Source organism: Vibrio sp. 1159, assembly GCF_033340395.1.
Classification (GTDB): Bacteria; Pseudomonadota; Gammaproteobacteria; order Enterobacterales; family Vibrionaceae; genus Vibrio; species Vibrio alginolyticus.
Window position 1 is genome coordinate 13,649 of the sequence record NZ_JAWOWL010000003.1, and the last position, 15,928, is coordinate 29,576.

18 protein-coding genes are annotated in these 15,928 nt (G+C 45.5%); 14 read left to right on the plus strand and 4 right to left on the minus strand.

What is annotated here, in order from left to right:
- The first annotated feature begins 14 nt into the window (after positions 1 to 14).
- The gene (locus R7127_RS03410) at positions 15 to 1,223 is read left to right on the plus strand and encodes an FAD-dependent 2-octaprenylphenol hydroxylase (protein WP_033907445.1); all 1,209 of its coding nucleotides are present in this window, start codon (positions 15 to 17) and stop codon (positions 1,221 to 1,223) included.
- 65 nt (positions 1,224 to 1,288) lie between these two features.
- Here R7127_RS03410 and R7127_RS03415 read toward each other — a convergent pair whose 3' ends face one another.
- From R7127_RS03415 to ygfZ, 3 genes are all read right to left on the minus strand, one after another.
- Positions 1,289 to 1,495, minus strand: a complete 207-nt coding sequence (locus R7127_RS03415; RefSeq protein WP_005380970.1) for a DUF1107 domain-containing protein — start codon at positions 1,493 to 1,495, stop codon at positions 1,289 to 1,291.
- 639 nt (positions 1,496 to 2,134) lie between these two features.
- A complete protein-coding gene (locus R7127_RS03420) occupies positions 2,135 to 2,608 on the minus strand; it encodes an aminoacyl-tRNA deacylase (RefSeq protein ID WP_053306796.1) in 474 nt (157 codons plus the stop codon).
- Positions 2,601 to 3,569, minus strand: a complete 969-nt coding sequence (gene ygfZ, locus R7127_RS03425; protein WP_262584472.1) for a tRNA-modifying protein YgfZ — start codon at positions 3,567 to 3,569, stop codon at positions 2,601 to 2,603. Before ygfZ ends, R7127_RS03420 begins: the two co-directional genes overlap by 8 nt.
- A 189-nt stretch (positions 3,570 to 3,758) precedes the next feature.
- Here ygfZ and R7127_RS03430 point away from each other — a divergent pair, with 189 nt between their 5' ends.
- Together R7127_RS03430 and R7127_RS03435 are read left to right on the plus strand one after the other, a co-directional pair.
- Positions 3,759 to 4,019 (plus strand): succinate dehydrogenase assembly factor 2, encoded by a 261-nt coding sequence (locus R7127_RS03430; RefSeq protein WP_005380951.1) that lies wholly within the window; start codon positions 3,759 to 3,761, stop codon positions 4,017 to 4,019.
- Positions 3,988 to 4,449 carry a protein YgfX gene (locus R7127_RS03435; protein WP_230623489.1) on the plus strand — a complete coding sequence of 154 codons (462 nt, stop codon included), beginning with the start codon at positions 3,988 to 3,990 and terminating at the stop codon, positions 4,447 to 4,449. Before R7127_RS03430 ends, R7127_RS03435 begins: the two co-directional genes overlap by 32 nt.
- A gap of 22 nt (positions 4,450 to 4,471) precedes the next feature.
- On the opposite strand, the gene nadB is transcribed toward R7127_RS03435, so the two are convergent.
- The gene (gene nadB, locus R7127_RS03440) at positions 4,472 to 6,085 is read right to left on the minus strand and encodes an L-aspartate oxidase (RefSeq protein WP_005380947.1); all 1,614 of its coding nucleotides are present in this window, start codon (positions 6,083 to 6,085) and stop codon (positions 4,472 to 4,474) included.
- A 554-nt stretch (positions 6,086 to 6,639) separates the two neighbouring features.
- On the opposite strand from nadB, the gene rpoE reads away from it, so the two are divergent.
- The 11 genes from rpoE (at position 6,640) to acpS (ending at position 15,878) form a co-directional block, all read left to right on the plus strand.
- Positions 6,640 to 7,218, plus strand: a complete 579-nt coding sequence (gene rpoE, locus R7127_RS03445) for an RNA polymerase sigma factor RpoE (RefSeq protein ID WP_005380946.1) — start codon at positions 6,640 to 6,642, stop codon at positions 7,216 to 7,218.
- A gap of 26 nt (positions 7,219 to 7,244) precedes the next feature.
- Complete coding sequence (locus R7127_RS03450) at positions 7,245 to 7,871, plus strand: sigma-E factor negative regulatory protein (RefSeq protein WP_005380944.1); 627 nt, start codon at positions 7,245 to 7,247, stop codon at positions 7,869 to 7,871.
- Entirely contained in the window at positions 7,868 to 8,827 is a 960-nt protein-coding gene (gene rseB / locus R7127_RS03455) for a sigma-E factor regulatory protein RseB (protein ID WP_005380941.1), read from the plus strand. Before R7127_RS03450 ends, rseB begins: the two co-directional genes overlap by 4 nt.
- 2 nt (positions 8,828 to 8,829) lie before the next feature.
- On the plus strand, positions 8,830 to 9,300 hold the full coding sequence (locus R7127_RS03460; protein WP_005384575.1) for a SoxR reducing system RseC family protein: 471 nt from the start codon (positions 8,830 to 8,832) through the stop codon (positions 9,298 to 9,300).
- Between the two features lie 157 nt (positions 9,301 to 9,457).
- Positions 9,458 to 11,251, plus strand: coding sequence for a translation elongation factor 4 (lepA, locus tag R7127_RS03465; protein ID WP_005380934.1), 1,794 nt, complete (start codon positions 9,458 to 9,460; stop codon positions 11,249 to 11,251).
- Positions 11,252 to 11,355: 104 nt separating this feature from the next.
- The gene (lepB, locus tag R7127_RS03470) at positions 11,356 to 12,255 is read left to right on the plus strand and encodes a signal peptidase I (protein WP_005380933.1); all 900 of its coding nucleotides are present in this window, start codon (positions 11,356 to 11,358) and stop codon (positions 12,253 to 12,255) included.
- Between the two features lie 21 nt (positions 12,256 to 12,276).
- On the plus strand, positions 12,277 to 12,954 hold the full coding sequence (rnc, locus tag R7127_RS03475) for a ribonuclease III (RefSeq protein WP_005380932.1): 678 nt from the start codon (positions 12,277 to 12,279) through the stop codon (positions 12,952 to 12,954).
- The gene (gene era / locus R7127_RS03480; RefSeq protein WP_006743309.1) at positions 12,947 to 13,909 is read left to right on the plus strand and encodes a GTPase Era; all 963 of its coding nucleotides are present in this window, start codon (positions 12,947 to 12,949) and stop codon (positions 13,907 to 13,909) included. Before rnc ends, era begins: the two co-directional genes overlap by 8 nt.
- Positions 13,910 to 14,024: 115 nt before the next feature.
- Positions 14,025 to 14,756: a DNA repair protein RecO gene (recO, locus tag R7127_RS03485; RefSeq protein WP_005384578.1), complete on the plus strand. Its 732-nt coding sequence runs from the start codon at positions 14,025 to 14,027 to the stop codon at positions 14,754 to 14,756.
- Positions 14,753 to 15,487: a pyridoxine 5'-phosphate synthase gene (gene pdxJ, locus R7127_RS03490; protein WP_005384579.1), complete on the plus strand. Its 735-nt coding sequence runs from the start codon at positions 14,753 to 14,755 to the stop codon at positions 15,485 to 15,487. Before recO ends, pdxJ begins: the two co-directional genes overlap by 4 nt.
- Before the next feature lie 10 nt (positions 15,488 to 15,497).
- Positions 15,498 to 15,878, plus strand: coding sequence for a holo-ACP synthase (gene acpS / locus R7127_RS03495; RefSeq protein WP_005380927.1), 381 nt, complete (start codon positions 15,498 to 15,500; stop codon positions 15,876 to 15,878).
- The last annotated feature ends 50 nt before the right edge of the window (positions 15,879 to 15,928 follow it).

Genomic DNA, 15,928 nt, shown 5'->3' on the forward strand with positions numbered 1-15,928 from the left:
GGTAATAAAAAGCAATGATGCAAAGTGTAGATATCGCCATCATCGGCGGAGGGATGGTTGGGTTGGCACTTGCTGCCGCGTTCAAAGACAGTGATCTGCGTGTCGCCGTTATTGAAGGTAAAGTGCCAGATGATTCGTTGAAAGAATTACCCGATGTTCGTGTGTCTGCGCTGAGCCGCTCTAGTGAGACGATTTTGCGTAAACTTGGTGCTTGGCAGGGCATAGAACAGCGCCGAGCTTCACCTTACCATGGCATGGAAGTATGGGAACAAGATAGCTTTGCCAGCATTGAATTTAATGCACAAAGTATGGCACAACCTGATTTAGGGCATATTGTTGAGAATCGTGTGATTCAACTTGCGCTGCTTGAACAAGTCCAAAAGCTCGATAACGTCACTATGTTTATGCCTGCACGTTGCGCGACTCTCGCGGTCGGTGAGCAAGAAAGCTGGCTGACGCTCGATAATGGCCAAGCCATGACCGCTAAATTAGTGGTCGGAGCCGATGGGGCGAATTCGTGGCTTCGCCATCAAATGGATATTCCATTAACGCATTGGGACTATGGTCATCATGCTTTGGTCGCGAATGTCAAAACTGCTATGCCACACAACAGCATTGCGCGCCAGATATTTACTCCTCACGGACCGTTGGCATTTTTGCCAATGTCTCAACCAGATATGTGCTCTATTGTTTGGTCCACGGAGCCAAATCGAGCAGAGCAGTTAGTGGCGATGAGTGAACATGATTTCAATAAAGCGTTGACGAGTGAGTTTGATGCTCGACTTGGTCTATGTGAAGTAGTGGGAGAGCGTGCTGCGTTTCCTTTGAAAATGCGCTATGCGCGAGATTTTGTTGTCGAGCGAGTCGCGCTGGTTGGTGATGCGGCCCATACCATTCACCCATTAGCGGGGCAGGGTGTGAATTTAGGTTTATTAGATGCGGCCAGTCTTGCTCAAGAAGTATTAGCACTTTGGAAGCAGGGTCAAGATATCGGCAGTAAACGCAACCTAAGAAGCTACGAGCGTTGGCGAAAAGCGGAAGCGGCAAAGATGATCGCTACTATGCAAGGGTTTCGAGATTTGTTCTCTGGCGAGAACCCAGCTAAGAAGCTCGTTCGTGGCATTGGCTTAAGTTTAGCGGGGCAACTGCCGGGAGCGAAAGATGAGATCATGAAGCGCGCGCTTGGTTTAAAGGGACACTTGCCGGATCTAGCGCGTCAGTAAGTGCAAAGCGAACTTCAAATACACAAAAGGCTGGTTAATCCAGCCTTTGTTTTATCAACATCTTGCTAAGCATATGCGCATCGGAGTTTCATTATTTCTTGATTGATCTCTTTGACCGCTCGGAAATGGCGTTGCTCTGCTTTCTCCGGCAGTATTAACTTACCGTTATCAAACTCGAATCTACCGACCCCGTAAATATAAATTCTTCCTTTAAAAAGACGACTTATATGTTTAGCAATCATACTTGGTGTATAGCGCTTAAACAGTCTCATATTTACTTTCCTTTTATCTAACCTAGCCTAGGTATTCTACGTTCTGGACGCGAAAATTATTGTGACAGCAATAGTATTAAATACAGATGTAGGGTGTTGCGTCAGAGAATTGTGTTGTCTTAGACAATTTGACAGTGTCATCTCTTAAATAGCGTGAGGATTACCCCAAAAATAACCTCTCTAAAGGAACCCTTACGCCAATACACTCCTTTTTACGTGACGCATTAAGCAATAGTTTTGTTACAGAATTAAGAATAGAACGAAAACGGTTGTTTGCTAGTTGTTTCTATTAAGGTCGTGCCTCGCGCAACACACTTTGCGTTCTAACGATTAGAGGAAATGAAAGAGAAAAAGTTCCACGTAAAAAAAAGCCCGCTTCAGCGGGCGAATAGTCACAGATGCATTACACAAAAGTGGATAACTAACTGCATGAATGCTGTCACTCAGCTAGCTGACTCACTTTATATTGGTTAAGTGCTTGTTTGAAACTTAACCAACAAATTCAGCATATACGAGTTTTATCTTTGTGACTATTTATGTTTTATATGTGATTAAAAATTCTCATGTCTATTTTTGTAGATATGAGCGAGATCACGCAGTGATAGAAACACTACGTGTCATTACATTGTTTTTAGACGATTAACGACAGATCTCAGCTACGGTCGGCTGGCACAATTGGATAAGATCTTGAATAGAAAGCGCCAGCCCAGCCATTCGATCGCCACTGCTGATCGTGACTTCCTGTTCTTCTAGTAAGCTGGGGTCGAACACGATTGGCATATGACGTTTGAGTAACAGAGGAGTGACAGTACCAACTTTGTAACCAGTGATGGACTCAACATCGGCTTGATCAACACAAGTCATCCGGCGACATTTCAGTAACGAGCGCACTTTTTTGGGATCAACGCTACGATCACCTGGTGCACAGGCGAGTGCATATTGATTACCCATGTCTCGTAGCAAGATTGCTTTCACCATTTGAGAAGGGCGAATGCCGCGTTGGTGCGCGGCATCCTCAATGGTGGTTGCTGGTCTTTGATGCGGTAACAGACGAAACGGAATGTGTTGGTCTGTGAGAAATTGCATCAAAGGAGTATTGATTGTATTACTCATCATCAAGACTGTAAGGCAGTGATTCGATTGTCCATTCACATTCTGGTTGCGCAACTAAACGAAGACGAGTGTCTTCATCGAGATTATTAGGCAGTACGATCAGGCCAATCGCGTGATTGTCACTGAACTGGTAGTGATTTAATAAAGCACCTACTGAACGCCAGTTTTCACCTACGCTGCGTTCGAGCTCAATTGGTTCGTCACTGAATGGAGCAGAAGTTGCACCTTTTACGATATACATCGCACGTTTATTGGTACCGCGATACTTCGCTCGTGCTACCGTTTCTTGTCCCGTGTAGCAGCCCTTTGTGAAGCTTATGCCTCCTAAAGCTTGCACGTTAAGTGCTTGTGGAATGTGAGCATTCTGCGCGGATGCAGAGACAAATGGTAAACCTGCCTTAATATCGAAACGATTCCAAAGCTCATTTGTCGTAAAGACAGCGTCGGTAGTTTCAACGATTTGCTGTGCTTCTGGCGCACTTAATATCAGTAACCAGCGATCTTGTGCAACTTGCACTGCTGTGCCACCGTCAACTGGGCGAACGCTGCCAGTTGTCTTGCTCATTGTTGAAATGAATTCATCGGCTTTGACGCCAGCGACACCTAAGATAACGTCATCAGAAGCTTCAATCGTTACTTTAGAGAAAATGGCGTATTTCTTTATTTCACTAAGTTCTACGTCAATCGCCGATTTTGGTTGGATCATGCCGTAGCCATCATGATGATGGAAAAGGCGGAACACGCTCCACACTTTGCCTTTCGCATCACAATGTGCGCCCAGTGTTGATTGGTCTTGTTCTAAAGAAACAACATCGCAGGTAACCTGACCTTGTAAGTATGATTTTTTATCGTCACCGATCATGGTGATCATGCCGAAGTTATCCAGCAGTGAGATAGATAACTCTGGAAGTGCGTCTTGAGTTGAGAGAGGTAATGCTGAAAAACGAGTTTGCCATTCCATAATTACAATGCCTTTTGAAGATATTTTTCCGCTATGTTATACCCAAATAACCTTGAGATACTAGGGGAGCGATTTACGAATCAACATTTGTCTGCTTTCACTATCGTATTGTGACCCGCACACTAGTGACGTAGCACATCCCTTGTTACACTCCGCACTAACAACAAGACATCTATGAAGGAATAGTGAATGTACACTCCGGAAGAAAAAGCGCGTATTAAATGGGCTTGTCGTCGAGGCATGCTTGAGCTTGACGTAGTAATTATGCCGTTTTTTGAAGAGTGCTTTGATACTCTGAGTGAACAAGAGCAGCGTGACTTTGTTTCTTTACTTGAATGCGATGATCCTGATCTGTTTACTTGGGTAATGGGGCATGGCCGTAGCGAAAATTTAGGTCATGCAGCAATGGTTGATAAAATTGTCGCCCATAACCTCAGCAAAGTTCGTTAATTTTACTGCTTCTCCCTCTCTGACTGCCCGAGTCCTCAATGTTGTACTTTTCTTATTGATGACTTGGGCTGTTATCTTCTCTAGCATTCCGCTCGTATTATCGACTTATTTGTTATTACTGATTGTTAAGGCTCTCTCAAGCCAAGGCCTTGTTCAACCTACAAGTCATGGGCATTGGTATGTGCACTGCGATGGCTCGGTTAGGTTTGATGCCCTTGAGTATGGCGAATACTCGGAAGATATTGAGTCCGAAAAGGGTCATTTACAGCGAGTCGATACATCGGCATCACCATTCAAGATAACATTCCAATTGCAATCTGGCCGTAGTGTTACGATTTGGCGTGATAGCTGTGACGATGAGCAGTATCGTCAACTATCTTTGGTATTACGCCAATGGGAAATGAAACAGGGAGCTAATGCTCCCTGCTGATGTAATAGTTTACTTGGTAAAGTTAAAGCTGTTTAGCTGGAACCAAAATCGTTGGGCCGCTGTTTTCCAGTTGGTTCGGATAGTCAAGCGTGTAGTGCAAACCTCGACTCTCTTTACGCTGCATCGCACAACGAACCATCAACTCTGCTACTTGTAAAAGGTTACGCAGTTCTAATAAGTTGTTCGACACGCGGAAATTGCTGTAGTACTCGTGTGTTTCTTGTTGCAATAGTTGGATACGGCGTAAGGCGCGCTCTAAACGCTTGTCAGTTCGCACAATGCCCATGTAGTCCCACATAAACAGACGAAGCTCGTGCCAGTTGTGCTGAATGATCACTTCTTCATCACTATTGGTTACTTTGCTTTCATCCCAACATGGCACCTGTGAAGGTAGCTCAACGTTAGTGTGATGTTTTAGAATATCTTTTGCCGCAGACCAAGCATAAACCACGCATTCGAGAAGTGAGTTTGATGCCATGCGGTTAGCACCATGCAGCCCGGTGTAGCTAACTTCACCAATCGCATACAAATTTTTCAGATCGGTGCAGCCATTTCTATCCACCATGACACCGCCACAAGTGTAGTGTGCAGCAGGTACGATTGGGATTGGCTCTTTAGTCATGTCAATGCCCAAGTCCATCAAACGTGAATAAATGGTTGGGAAGTGTTTCGTAATAAAGTCAGCAGGCTTATGGCTGATGTCGAGATACATACAGTCGGCACCTAAACGCTTCATTTCGAAGTCGATAGCACGAGCCACGACGTCACGCGGAGCAAGCTCTTTACGTTCATCGAAATCTGGCATAAAGCGAGAACCATCTGGACGACGCAGGTAAGCACCTTCGCCACGTAACGCTTCAGTTAGCAAGAAGTTACGTGCTTCTGGGTGATATAAACACGTCGGATGGAACTGGTTAAATTCCATATTAGCCACACGACACCCTGCACGCCAAGCAATCGCAATACCATCACCAGACGACACATCTGGGTTAGAGGTGTATTGATAAACCTTTGAAGCACCACCTGTAGCGAGAACCACAAATTTGGCTCGCACGGTTTCGACATGCTCTTCGTTGCGGTTCCAAATATAAGCACCGATAACTTTGTTTTTATCACCGCCAATTTTGTCTTCGGTGATTAAGTCCAGAGCATTATGACGTTCGAGAACATGAATGTTTGGATGATTATGAGCGTTATCTTGCAGGGAGGTTTGCATCGCCATACCTGTCGCATCTGCCGCGTGAAGAATACGACGACGGCTATGACCACCTTCACGAGTTAAGTGGTAGCGAGGTTCATCGTCAGAGTCATCTTCTTCACGATCAAATGGGACACCACCGTCAATCAACCACTGTACACACTCTTTTGAATGCTCAGCAATGAACCTTACGGTCTCCTCATCGCAAATACCATCCCCGGCGATTTGCGTGTCTTCAACGTGTGAATCAATGGTGTCTGACTCATCAAATACGGCAGCGATACCGCCTTGAGCATAGTAGGTCGCCCCTTCGCTGCGTGGTCCTTTACTCAGCACCATCACCTTACAGTGGTTAGCAACGCGCAAAGCCAACGACAAACCTGCCGCGCCACTCCCTACCACTAATACATCACACTCATGTTCACGATTTGTGTTCATATAACTTTTATAATCCCAAGCTAAGGTAACAAAGTTACCTTGTGTATTATTTGCACACCATGTGCATTCCATTATCGCGACATCTGTCGCTAAGGGCTAAGTTGGGAGACCTATCGACGTCCGTGTTACGGCGGTGACTGAGCCACTCTTCTTTTTCATGCAGAGCATGAGCATGCTTCCTAAGTTATAATTTGTAACGCGGTGTTCAGATAGCCATTAGCCATGCAAATGAAAAGTAATAGTTTGTCAATGCCATTGCTTTTCCATGCTCGACCCAGCACAATCTGGGACAGAGATCATTCATTATACCCATTTCCCTCCAAGATGCTCGCTTGTCAAACTTAGACTAAAGTCAGGCAGCGGTGGTCATTTGGGTACAGACATCACACTGTGAAAAAACAATGACAAAAAACTTGAGAAACCATGGAACTTTCTCATTCACGTTAGGGTCACAATAGTGCTCAAGTAAGCAGTGGTGTCAATACTACGTTTTGCATAATTAGTACCCATATCTGAGAAGAGTAGGGGCATAACAAATAGGAGTATCCGCTCGAATGAACGAGCAGCTGACCGATCAAGTATTGATTGAGCGAGTTCAGAATGGCGATAAGCAAGCATTCAACCTGTTGGTAACAAAGTACCAGAATAAGGTATGTAATCTTATTTCCAGATACGTTAGTAATCCTGGCGATGTACCAGATGTAGCACAAGAAGCGTTTATTAAAGCTTACCGAGCTATCCCTAGCTTTCGTGGGGAAAGTGCGTTTTATACGTGGCTGTATCGCATTGCAGTGAATACTGCGAAAAATCACATTGTTGCTCAAGGGCGTAGACCTCCAGCGACAGATGTCGATGCTGAAGATGCTGAATTTTACGAAACAGGTAGTGCACTTAAAGAAATATCGAACCCTGAGAACTTAACGTTGTCCAAAGAATTGCAACGGGTGGTGTTCAGTGCAATCGAAGCTTTACCTGAAGATTTAAAAACCGCAATGACATTACGAGAGCTCGATGGCTTGAGTTATGAAGAAATTGCAGAAGTGATGGATTGCCCGGTAGGAACGGTACGATCGCGTATCTTCCGTGCTCGTGAGGCGGTGGAAAAGAAAATCAGACCTCTTTTGCAACGCTAGTACAAGTAATAACTATGGTGAAAATAATGGCTGACAAAGAAAAACTTTCAGCTCTCATGGATGGAGAATTGGTCGATAAGGCTTTAATTCAAGAGTTAGAGCAAGACCAAGAGAGCCGTGATGCTTGGCAGAACTATCACCTGATTGGTGATGTGATGCGAGGCGAAGCGCCAGCAAAACCTGAGTGGAATATTGCTGAAAGCGTGGCGTTAGCGTTAGAAGATGAACCTGCACACCGTGCGTTTGATTCGCACAGTGCAAATGTTATCTCAATTGCGGATACGCCAAAAGAGTCGCAACCAGAACCGCAAAAAGCAAAACGTCAGTTGCCAGGTTGGTTGACGCAGTTTGGTCAAGTTGCTGTTGCTGCATGTGTATCGCTTGTTGTTATTTTAGGTGTACAGCAGTACGGTGGTAGCGATTCAATGTCGCCGCAAACAGATCAATTACCTGTATTGCAGACGGTTCCGTTTGCTGGCAGCGCAGAACCAGTGAGTTTGACTCGTGAGTCTGTAGAACGTTCTGTAGGCGAGGCAAATATGCAAGAGCAGCGCAAGCGTGTTCATGCTATGCTGCGAGACTACGAATTGCAGTTACGAATTAACAGTGATGCATCTCAACAAGATGCAAATCTGAATCCGGATATTGAATGAAAAAATTTCTGATCAGCGCTTGCGCTCTGTTCAGTATGATGTCTTCTCAAGCCTTTGCTGGTGATAAGCCAGCGGAGGCTTTATTGCATCAAATGAGCGAGGCGAGTAAGAATTTAAGTTACGAACTCTCTTATATCCTTATCAAAAAGAACAGCATTGAGCCGTTGCTGTATCGTCATGCCACGCATGGTGACGATCAATATGCTCATCTTGTCTACTTAAGTGGCCCTGTGCGTGAAGTGATTCGTCGCGGAACTGAAGTAAGTTATATCGAAACGGGTTTAGAACCATTCACCATCGAGTCAGGTAAAATGGTCGCTCCGACTATGCCTATGCTCAACACCAATATCGATGAGCTAAACTTGTATTACGACTACGTAAAAGTGGGTAGAGCTCGTGAAGCTGGTGTGGCAACACAAGTGCTGCGTATTGTTCCTAAAGACGGTCTGCGCTATTCATACGTACTATGGATCGATGAGAAGAGTAAATTGCCGTTACGTGCCGACCTTGTGGACCGCGATGGTGAGATGCTTGAACAATATCGCACTATTTCTTACACGGTAAACCCAAAAATCGCAGAGTTAATGAGTGGCCTGCAAGATGTTCAATTACCTGCTGTTCTCACCATGCCAAAAGGCGATATTGGGACCAGTAATTGGCAGGTTGGTTGGATCCCTGAGGGTTTCGAGCCGAACGAGCTCAACCGCTATCGTATGGCCGTTACTAACCAAATGGTGGAGAGCCAGCTGTATTCTGATGGTCTGTTTAGCTTCTCTGTTTACGTAGCAAACAAGGATGAGCATTCGTTAAAAGGGCAGTTGGTTCGCCAAGGCAGAAGAACGCTACACAGTTTTGTGAGTGGTCAACATGAAATCTCTGTTGTAGGAGACATTCCACCGACCACAGCACAGCGTATCGCCCAATCTGTCACATTTAATGTAACAAAGAGTAAATAACAATGATGACCGCGTTGGCTACCGTGACAGACGTGCATCGTCGCGGCAAGCAATACGAAATTGATTTAAGTTGCGAACAGCAGACCAGTTGCAGTAGTTGCTCTTCACAGAAAAGCTGTGGAACGGGCGTTGTTACTAAAGCCATTGGTAACAAGAGTTTATCTTGGCACCTGCGCACGGATAAATCGGTGAAAATAGGTCAAGTCGTCGAGATTGGTTTTCCTGAGTCGAGCCTAATAAAATCAGCAATGGCGGTTTATTTACTGCCATTGTTTGGTTTGATTATCGGTGCGATGTTTGGTCACTTCCTATTAGCGCCGCTGACAGCCGGCGGGGAAGGCATCATCATATTGGCATCGGTATTGTTTGCCGCTGGTGGAATGTGGATCGCAAAACGTGTTTCTCGTCCGTTAGAAGATGAATCTAAGCGCCAAGTTACCCTCGTTCGGGTACTTGGAGAGCCAATCCAGTAAGTGCTGTCCCCTCCACTAAAGGTTATTTGGGTATGTACTTTAAATTACGTGCGCCCGTTAACGAAATTCGGTAGAATCTGCCAACTTGATTGAAATGCCGTCAGTAGATGGCGTTTCTTACTGTCCCTATTTGTAAAGAGTTAGTCACCCTAAATCTATGAAGCACATTCGTAACTTTTCGATTATCGCCCACATCGACCATGGTAAGTCGACCCTATCAGACCGTCTAATCCAAGTTTGTGGCGGGTTAACCGATCGTGAAATGGCCGCACAGGTTCTGGATTCTATGGATCTTGAACGTGAGCGTGGCATCACCATCAAATCTCAGAGTGTGACGCTAAACTACACCGCTAAAGACGGTGAGACGTATCAGCTGAACTTCATCGATACTCCGGGGCACGTTGACTTTGCATATGAAGTATCACGTTCTCTAGCGGCTTGTGAAGGTGCGCTATTGGTTGTGGATGCGGGTCAAGGTGTTGAGGCTCAAACACTGGCTAACTGTTACACCGCGATCGAAATGGATCTAGAGGTTGTGCCAATCTTAAACAAGATTGACCTACCTGCAGCCGATCCTGAGCGTGTAGCGGAAGAAATTGAAGAAATCGTTGGTATCGATGCAATGGAAGCAACCCGCTGTTCTGCGAAGACAGGCATCGGTGTTGATGACGTTCTAGAGAACATTGTGTCAGCGATTCCAGCACCGGAAGGTGATCCAGATGCGCCACTACAAGCGCTGATCATTGACTCATGGTTTGATAACTACCTTGGCGTTGTTTCTCTAGTGCGTATTAAAAACGGCGAACTGAAGAAGAACGATAAGATCAAAGTGATGAGTACGGGCCAAGTTTGGGGTGTAGACCGCCTTGGTATCTTTACGCCAAAACAAGTGGATACCGATACCCTTCGTACTGGTGAGGTAGGTTGGGTTGTTTGTGGTATCAAAGACATTCTTGGTGCCCCTGTTGGTGATACGCTGACTCTAGCGAAGAATGGTTGTGATAAACCGCTACCTGGCTTTAAGAAAGTTAAACCTCAGGTTTACGCAGGTCTGTTCCCTGTATCTTCTGACGATTACGAGAACTTCCGTGACGCACTAGGCAAACTAAGCCTTAACGACGCATCGCTATTCTACGAGCCAGAAAACTCTGCGGCACTTGGCTTTGGTTTCCGTTGTGGTTTCCTTGGCATGTTGCACATGGAAATCATCCAAGAGCGTCTAGAGCGTGAATACGACTTGGATCTTATTACCACAGCACCAACGGTAGTTTACGAAGTTGAGAAGACGGATGGCGATCTGCTGTATGTTGATAGCCCAGCAAAACTACCAGCGATCAATGATATTGAAGAAATTCGTGAACCGATTGCGCGTTGTAATATCCTTGTGCCTTCAGAGTACCTCGGTAACGTAATCACCCTGTGTGTTGAAAAGCGAGGCAGTCAAGTTGATATGGTTTACCACGGTAACCAAGTCGCTGTGACTTACGATATTCCAATGGCTGAAGTGGTACTGGATTTCTTCGATCGTCTGAAATCAACATCACGCGGTTACGCATCTTTGGATTACAACTTCCAGCGTTTTGAAGCTTCGAACATGGTACGTGTAGACGTTCTTCTTAACGGTGACACTGTTGATGCATTGGCGATGATCACACACAAAGATCAGTCTCAGACTCGCGGTCGTCAGTTGGTAGAGAAGATGAAAGAATTCATCCCTCGCCAAATGTTTGATATCGCAATCCAAGCGGCAATTGGTAACCACATTATCGCTCGTTCAACGGTAAAACAGTTGCGTAAGAACGTTATTGCGAAATGTTACGGCGGTGACGTAAGTCGTAAGAAGAAACTTCTGAAGAAACAGAAAGAAGGTAAGAAACGCATGAAGCAGATCGGTAACGTTGAGCTGCCTCAAGAAGCGTTCCTAGCCATCCTTCACGTAGGTAAAGACTAAAGTTGAACTTTGTCTCACACTTGTCGGTCTTAAGACGTTAGATATTAAAATAAGTGAAAGGGTTTCGGCTCTTTCACTTTCGTATTTTTAGATAAGGGAATTTAATGGCGAATACATTCTCACTGATGTTGGTTATTGCGACTTTGGTAACTGGCGTGGTTTGGCTATTGGAAAAGCTGGTTTTCGCGAAAAAGCGTCAGGAAAAACTGGCTGAGATTCAAGCTCAGACGTCTAATGGTTTGGATGCAGTGACCTTGCAAAAAGTTGAGCGTCAGCCTTGGTGGGTTGAAAATAGCGTCTCTATTTTCCCTGTGATCGCGTTCGTTTTAGTATTACGTTCTTTTATCTACGAACCATTTCAAATCCCATCAGGCTCAATGATGCCTACCTTGCTGGTTGGCGATTTCATTTTAGTTGAGAAGTACGCGTACGGTCTAAAAGACCCAGTATGGCGTACTCAGCTAGTGGAAACTGGTAAGCCTGAGCGTGGTGATATCGTGGTATTCAAATACCCACCACAACCAAGTGTGGACTACATTAAGCGTGTAGTTGGTTTACCTGGTGATATCGTGCGTTATTCAAGTGATAAGCAGCTTTGCGTGCAAAGCCAAGGCGAATCGGCGTGTAAGCCAGTTAAACTGAGCAATGTTGAAGAAAGTCAGTTTAGCTCGAACGGTATTCCAATGATCCAACTGGATGAAAAATTGGGTAACGTTGAGCACAATATTTTGGTTAACCCTCTTGTGCGTAACCGCGTGGAGCAATATTTCCCACGCAGCGGCACGACAGAGTGGGTTGTACCACAAGGTCAGTATTTTGTGATGGGTGATAACCGTGACAACAGTGCTGACAGCCGTTACTGGGGCTTTGTTCCAGAAGCAAACTTAGTCGGTAAAGCTGTCGCGATCTGGATCAGCTTCGAGTTTGATCGTGGCGCAGATAGTGTTCTACCTTCATGGATTCCAACTGGTGTGCGTTTTAACCGCATCGGTGGCATTCACTAACCATTCAAATATCGAGAGAGTATGAATTCTCCAATTGATAAACTAGAGAGAAAGCTCGGCTACCAGTTTCAAGATGCCGGGCTTATCAATTTGGCGCTGACGCACCGCAGCGCCAACAGTAAGCACAATGAACGTCTTGAGTTTCTGGGCGATTCAATTTTAAGTTTTGTCATCGCTGATGATCTGTACCATCGTTTCCCAAAAGTGAACGAAGGTGACATGAGCCGCATGCGTGCTACTTTGGTTCGCGGACATACATTGGCGGAACTGGGTCGTGAATTCGATCTAGGAGATTATTTAAAATTAGGTCCAGGTGAATTGAAGAGTGGCGGTTTTCGCCGAGACTCTATTTTAGCCGATGCGGTTGAAGCCATTATTGGCGCAATTTACCTAGACAGTGATCTTGAAGTTGTGCGAGGCATTGTACTGAGTTGGTATCAGTCACGCCTTGAAGCCATTAAACCAGGCGTTTCACAAAAAGATCCGAAAACTCGCCTACAAGAGTTCCTACAAGGCAGAAGAAAACCGCTGCCTGTCTACACAGTGACTAATATTAAAGGTGAAGCGCACAACCAAGAGTTCACGGTTGAGTGCGAAGTAGCAGGTGTGGATAAGCCTGTAATCGGTAAAGGCACCAGCCGCCGCAAGGCAGAACAAGCGGCTGCTGAAACAGCACTTGAGCAATTAACAAATGGCTGATAACGAATTCGATATCGATGCGTTTTTCGCATCACAGGGTGAGCCAAGCTCGCCAGAAAACCAACACTGTGGCTTTATTGCGATTGTTGGTCGCCCAAACGTAGGTAAGTCGACACTTCTGAACAAAATCTTGGGTCAGAAGATTTCGATCACCTCACGTAAGCCGCAAACAACACGCCACCGCATTATGGGTGTGGACACGGATGGCGATTACCAAGCGATTTACGTCGACACGCCAGGACTTCACATTGAAGAAAAGCGTGCGATTAACCGCCTGATGAACCGTGCGGCTAACTCATCTCTAAGTGATGTAAACCTAGTGTTCTTCTTAGTCGATGGTACGCATTGGACCAAAGACGATGAGATGGTGCTAACTAAGCTTCAAAAATCGAACTTCCCAGTTGTGCTTTGTGTCAATAAAGTCGACAACGTACAAGATCGTAACGAGGTGATGCTACACATGGCTGAGATGTCGAAGAAGATGGACTTCGTGGACGTTGTGCCAATCTCTGCCAAGCAAGGTAAGAACATTGACGTACTGCGTAAGCACGTGCGTAATCACTTACCTAAAGCAACGCATCACTTCCCAGAAGAATACGTGACTGACCGTTCTCAGCGTTTTATGGCGTCTGAGATTGTGCGTGAAAAGCTGATGCGCTTTACTGGTGAAGAGCTGCCATACTCAGTAACGGTTGAGATTGAACGTTTTGATTACAACCCAGAAACCGACGGTTTCCACATCAATGCCTTGATTCTTGTTGAGCGTAATGGCCAGAAGAAAATGGTGATTGGCAAAGGCGGCGAGAAGATTAAGACCATTGGTCGCGAAGCGCGTTTAGATATGGAAGAATTGTTCGGTCGTAAGGTTTACCTAGAAACCTGGGTAAAAGTGAAATCTGGCTGGGCAGACGACGAACGAGCGTTGCGATCGTTGGGTTATATAGACGATTTATAATCTTGGCTGCGAAGGTGCTTCGCTCCAACATCGATGAAAAATCAGTATCGATTAAAATAAGGAGCCGCTCGGCTCCTTATTTTTTATTTCACACTTTTTAGGCACAATGACTTAGATGAGTAATCTGTCTTCCGAAGGTTTACAGCGCTGTTTTGTATTGCACCGACGCCCTTACAGTGAATCGAGCTTAATCCTTGATGTATTTAGTGAGGAATATGGCCGAATGACTTTAATGGCCAAAGGCGCGCGCAGTAAGCGTTCGAACTTAAAAGGCGCATTGCAACCTTTTACCCCGCTATTACTTAAATGGTCGGGGAAAGGCTCAATGAAAACTTTGCGTCAAGCCGAGCCGATAAGTCTAGGCTTGCCGTTAACGGGCATTAATCTCTACTCAGCCATGTACGTCAATGAACTGATTGGCCGTATTTTGATGGCTGAAGTGCCGATGCCAGCACTATTTCATGATTATTTGCATGCGTTAACCGAGTTGGCGCACAACGAGAACCCTGAGCCTGCACTGCGTCGTTTTGAGTTAGCCTTGCTGTCTGCGATGGGGTATGGCGTGGATTTTTTGCATTGTGCAGGTACCGGCGAGCCCGTCGACCCAGAAATGACCTATCGTTACCGGGAACAGAAAGGGTTTATTGCTTCGGTTAGGCGCGATAACCTCACGTTTTTAGGGAATGAACTGATTGCTATCAGTGAGCGGCGGTTCGTCACTAAAGAGCAGCTAAAAGCGGCAAAACGCTTTACACGTATAGCCTTAAAGCCGTATCTTGGCGGCAAACCTTTAAAAAGTCGTGAATTTTTCATTCAGACCCCCAGAGCACGGAGTAACGGAAAATGAGCTCAATTTATTTAGGCGTCAATATCGACCATATTGCCACTCTACGTAATGCACGTGGTACAAAATACCCAGATCCTGTTCACGCTGCTGAAATTGCTGAGCGTGCAGGCGCGGACGGTATCACTATCCACTTACGTGAAGACCGTCGCCATATTTTGGATCGTGATGTACGTATTCTGCGTGAAACCATTCAAACGCGTATGAATCTAGAGATGGCAGTGACGGACGAAATGGTTGAGATTGCGCTGCAAACTAAACCAGAGTTTGTGTGTCTAGTGCCTGAAAAGCGTGAAGAACTGACGACGGAAGGTGGCTTAGATGTAGTAGGACAGCTTGAAAAAATTAAAGCTGCGACGAAAAAGCTGACAGATGCCGGCATTAAAGTTTCGCTCTTTATTGATGCTGACCGTCAACAGATTGAAGCTGCGAAAAAGTGTGGTGCTCCGTTTATTGAGCTACATACTGGCCATTATGCAGATGCGACGACAGAAGACGAACAACAAGCTGAACTGAAGAAGATTGCCGCTGGTGCGAGTTATGCACATGATCTAGGTATTATTGTTAATGCCGGGCATGGCCTGACTTATCACAATGTCGCACCAATTGCTGCATTACCAGAAATTTACGAACTCAACATTGGTCACTCAATCATTGGTCGCGCAGTATTTGATGGTTTAAATAAAGCGGTTGCTGACATGAAAGCACTGATGATTGAGGCTCGCCAGTCATAGGGCTATCTAGATGGCGATTATAGGGTTAGGGACCGACATTGCAGAAATTGAGCGTATTGAAAAAGCGTTAGCTCGTAGTGGTGAACCTTTTGCTCAGCGGATTCTTTCAGAAGAAGAAATGGCCAAATTCTCACAGCTTAAGCTGCAAGGTCGTTATCTTGCTAAGCGCTTTGCTGTTAAAGAAGCTGCCTCAAAAGCATTGGGGACAGGGATCGCAAAAGGGGTCACGTTTCACGACTTTTCCATCTCGAACGATGAGCTTGGAAAACCAGTACTCGCATTGACGGGCACAGCCAAGCAAATAGCGGATGCGATGGGTGTTAACCACATTCACCTGTCCATTTCCGATGAGCGTCATTACGCTGTGGCGACGGTCATTTTTGAATCCTAGCTTGTAAGTCTTAAACAAAATACTAAAAAGCCAGAGCATTTGCTCTGGCT

Excerpts from the sequence above, each read along its gene's own strand:
- R7127_RS03410 (WP_033907445.1), top strand. The coding sequence starts at position 15 with ATGATGCAAAGTGTAGATATCGCCATCATCGGCGGAGGGATGGTTGGG.
- R7127_RS03415 (WP_005380970.1), bottom strand. The coding sequence starts at position 1,495 with ATGAGACTGTTTAAGCGCTATACACCAAGTATGATTGCTAAACATATA.
- R7127_RS03420 (WP_053306796.1), bottom strand. The coding sequence starts at position 2,608 with ATGAGTAATACAATCAATACTCCTTTGATGCAATTTCTCACAGACCAA.
- ygfZ (WP_262584472.1), bottom strand. The coding sequence starts at position 3,569 with ATGGAATGGCAAACTCGTTTTTCAGCATTACCTCTCTCAACTCAAGAC.
- R7127_RS03430 (WP_005380951.1), top strand. The coding sequence starts at position 3,759 with ATGTACACTCCGGAAGAAAAAGCGCGTATTAAATGGGCTTGTCGTCGA.
- nadB (WP_005380947.1), bottom strand. The coding sequence starts at position 6,085 with ATGAACACAAATCGTGAACATGAGTGTGATGTATTAGTGGTAGGGAGT.
- rpoE (WP_005380946.1), top strand. The coding sequence starts at position 6,640 with ATGAACGAGCAGCTGACCGATCAAGTATTGATTGAGCGAGTTCAGAAT.
- R7127_RS03450 (WP_005380944.1), top strand. The coding sequence starts at position 7,245 with ATGGCTGACAAAGAAAAACTTTCAGCTCTCATGGATGGAGAATTGGTC.
- rseB (WP_005380941.1), top strand. The coding sequence starts at position 7,868 with ATGAAAAAATTTCTGATCAGCGCTTGCGCTCTGTTCAGTATGATGTCT.
- R7127_RS03460 (WP_005384575.1), top strand. The coding sequence starts at position 8,830 with ATGATGACCGCGTTGGCTACCGTGACAGACGTGCATCGTCGCGGCAAG.
- lepA (WP_005380934.1), top strand. The coding sequence starts at position 9,458 with ATGAAGCACATTCGTAACTTTTCGATTATCGCCCACATCGACCATGGT.
- lepB (WP_005380933.1), top strand. The coding sequence starts at position 11,356 with ATGGCGAATACATTCTCACTGATGTTGGTTATTGCGACTTTGGTAACT.
- rnc (WP_005380932.1), top strand. The coding sequence starts at position 12,277 with ATGAATTCTCCAATTGATAAACTAGAGAGAAAGCTCGGCTACCAGTTT.
- era (WP_006743309.1), top strand. The coding sequence starts at position 12,947 with ATGGCTGATAACGAATTCGATATCGATGCGTTTTTCGCATCACAGGGT.
- recO (WP_005384578.1), top strand. The coding sequence starts at position 14,025 with ATGAGTAATCTGTCTTCCGAAGGTTTACAGCGCTGTTTTGTATTGCAC.
- pdxJ (WP_005384579.1), top strand. The coding sequence starts at position 14,753 with ATGAGCTCAATTTATTTAGGCGTCAATATCGACCATATTGCCACTCTA.
- acpS (WP_005380927.1), top strand. The coding sequence starts at position 15,498 with ATGGCGATTATAGGGTTAGGGACCGACATTGCAGAAATTGAGCGTATT.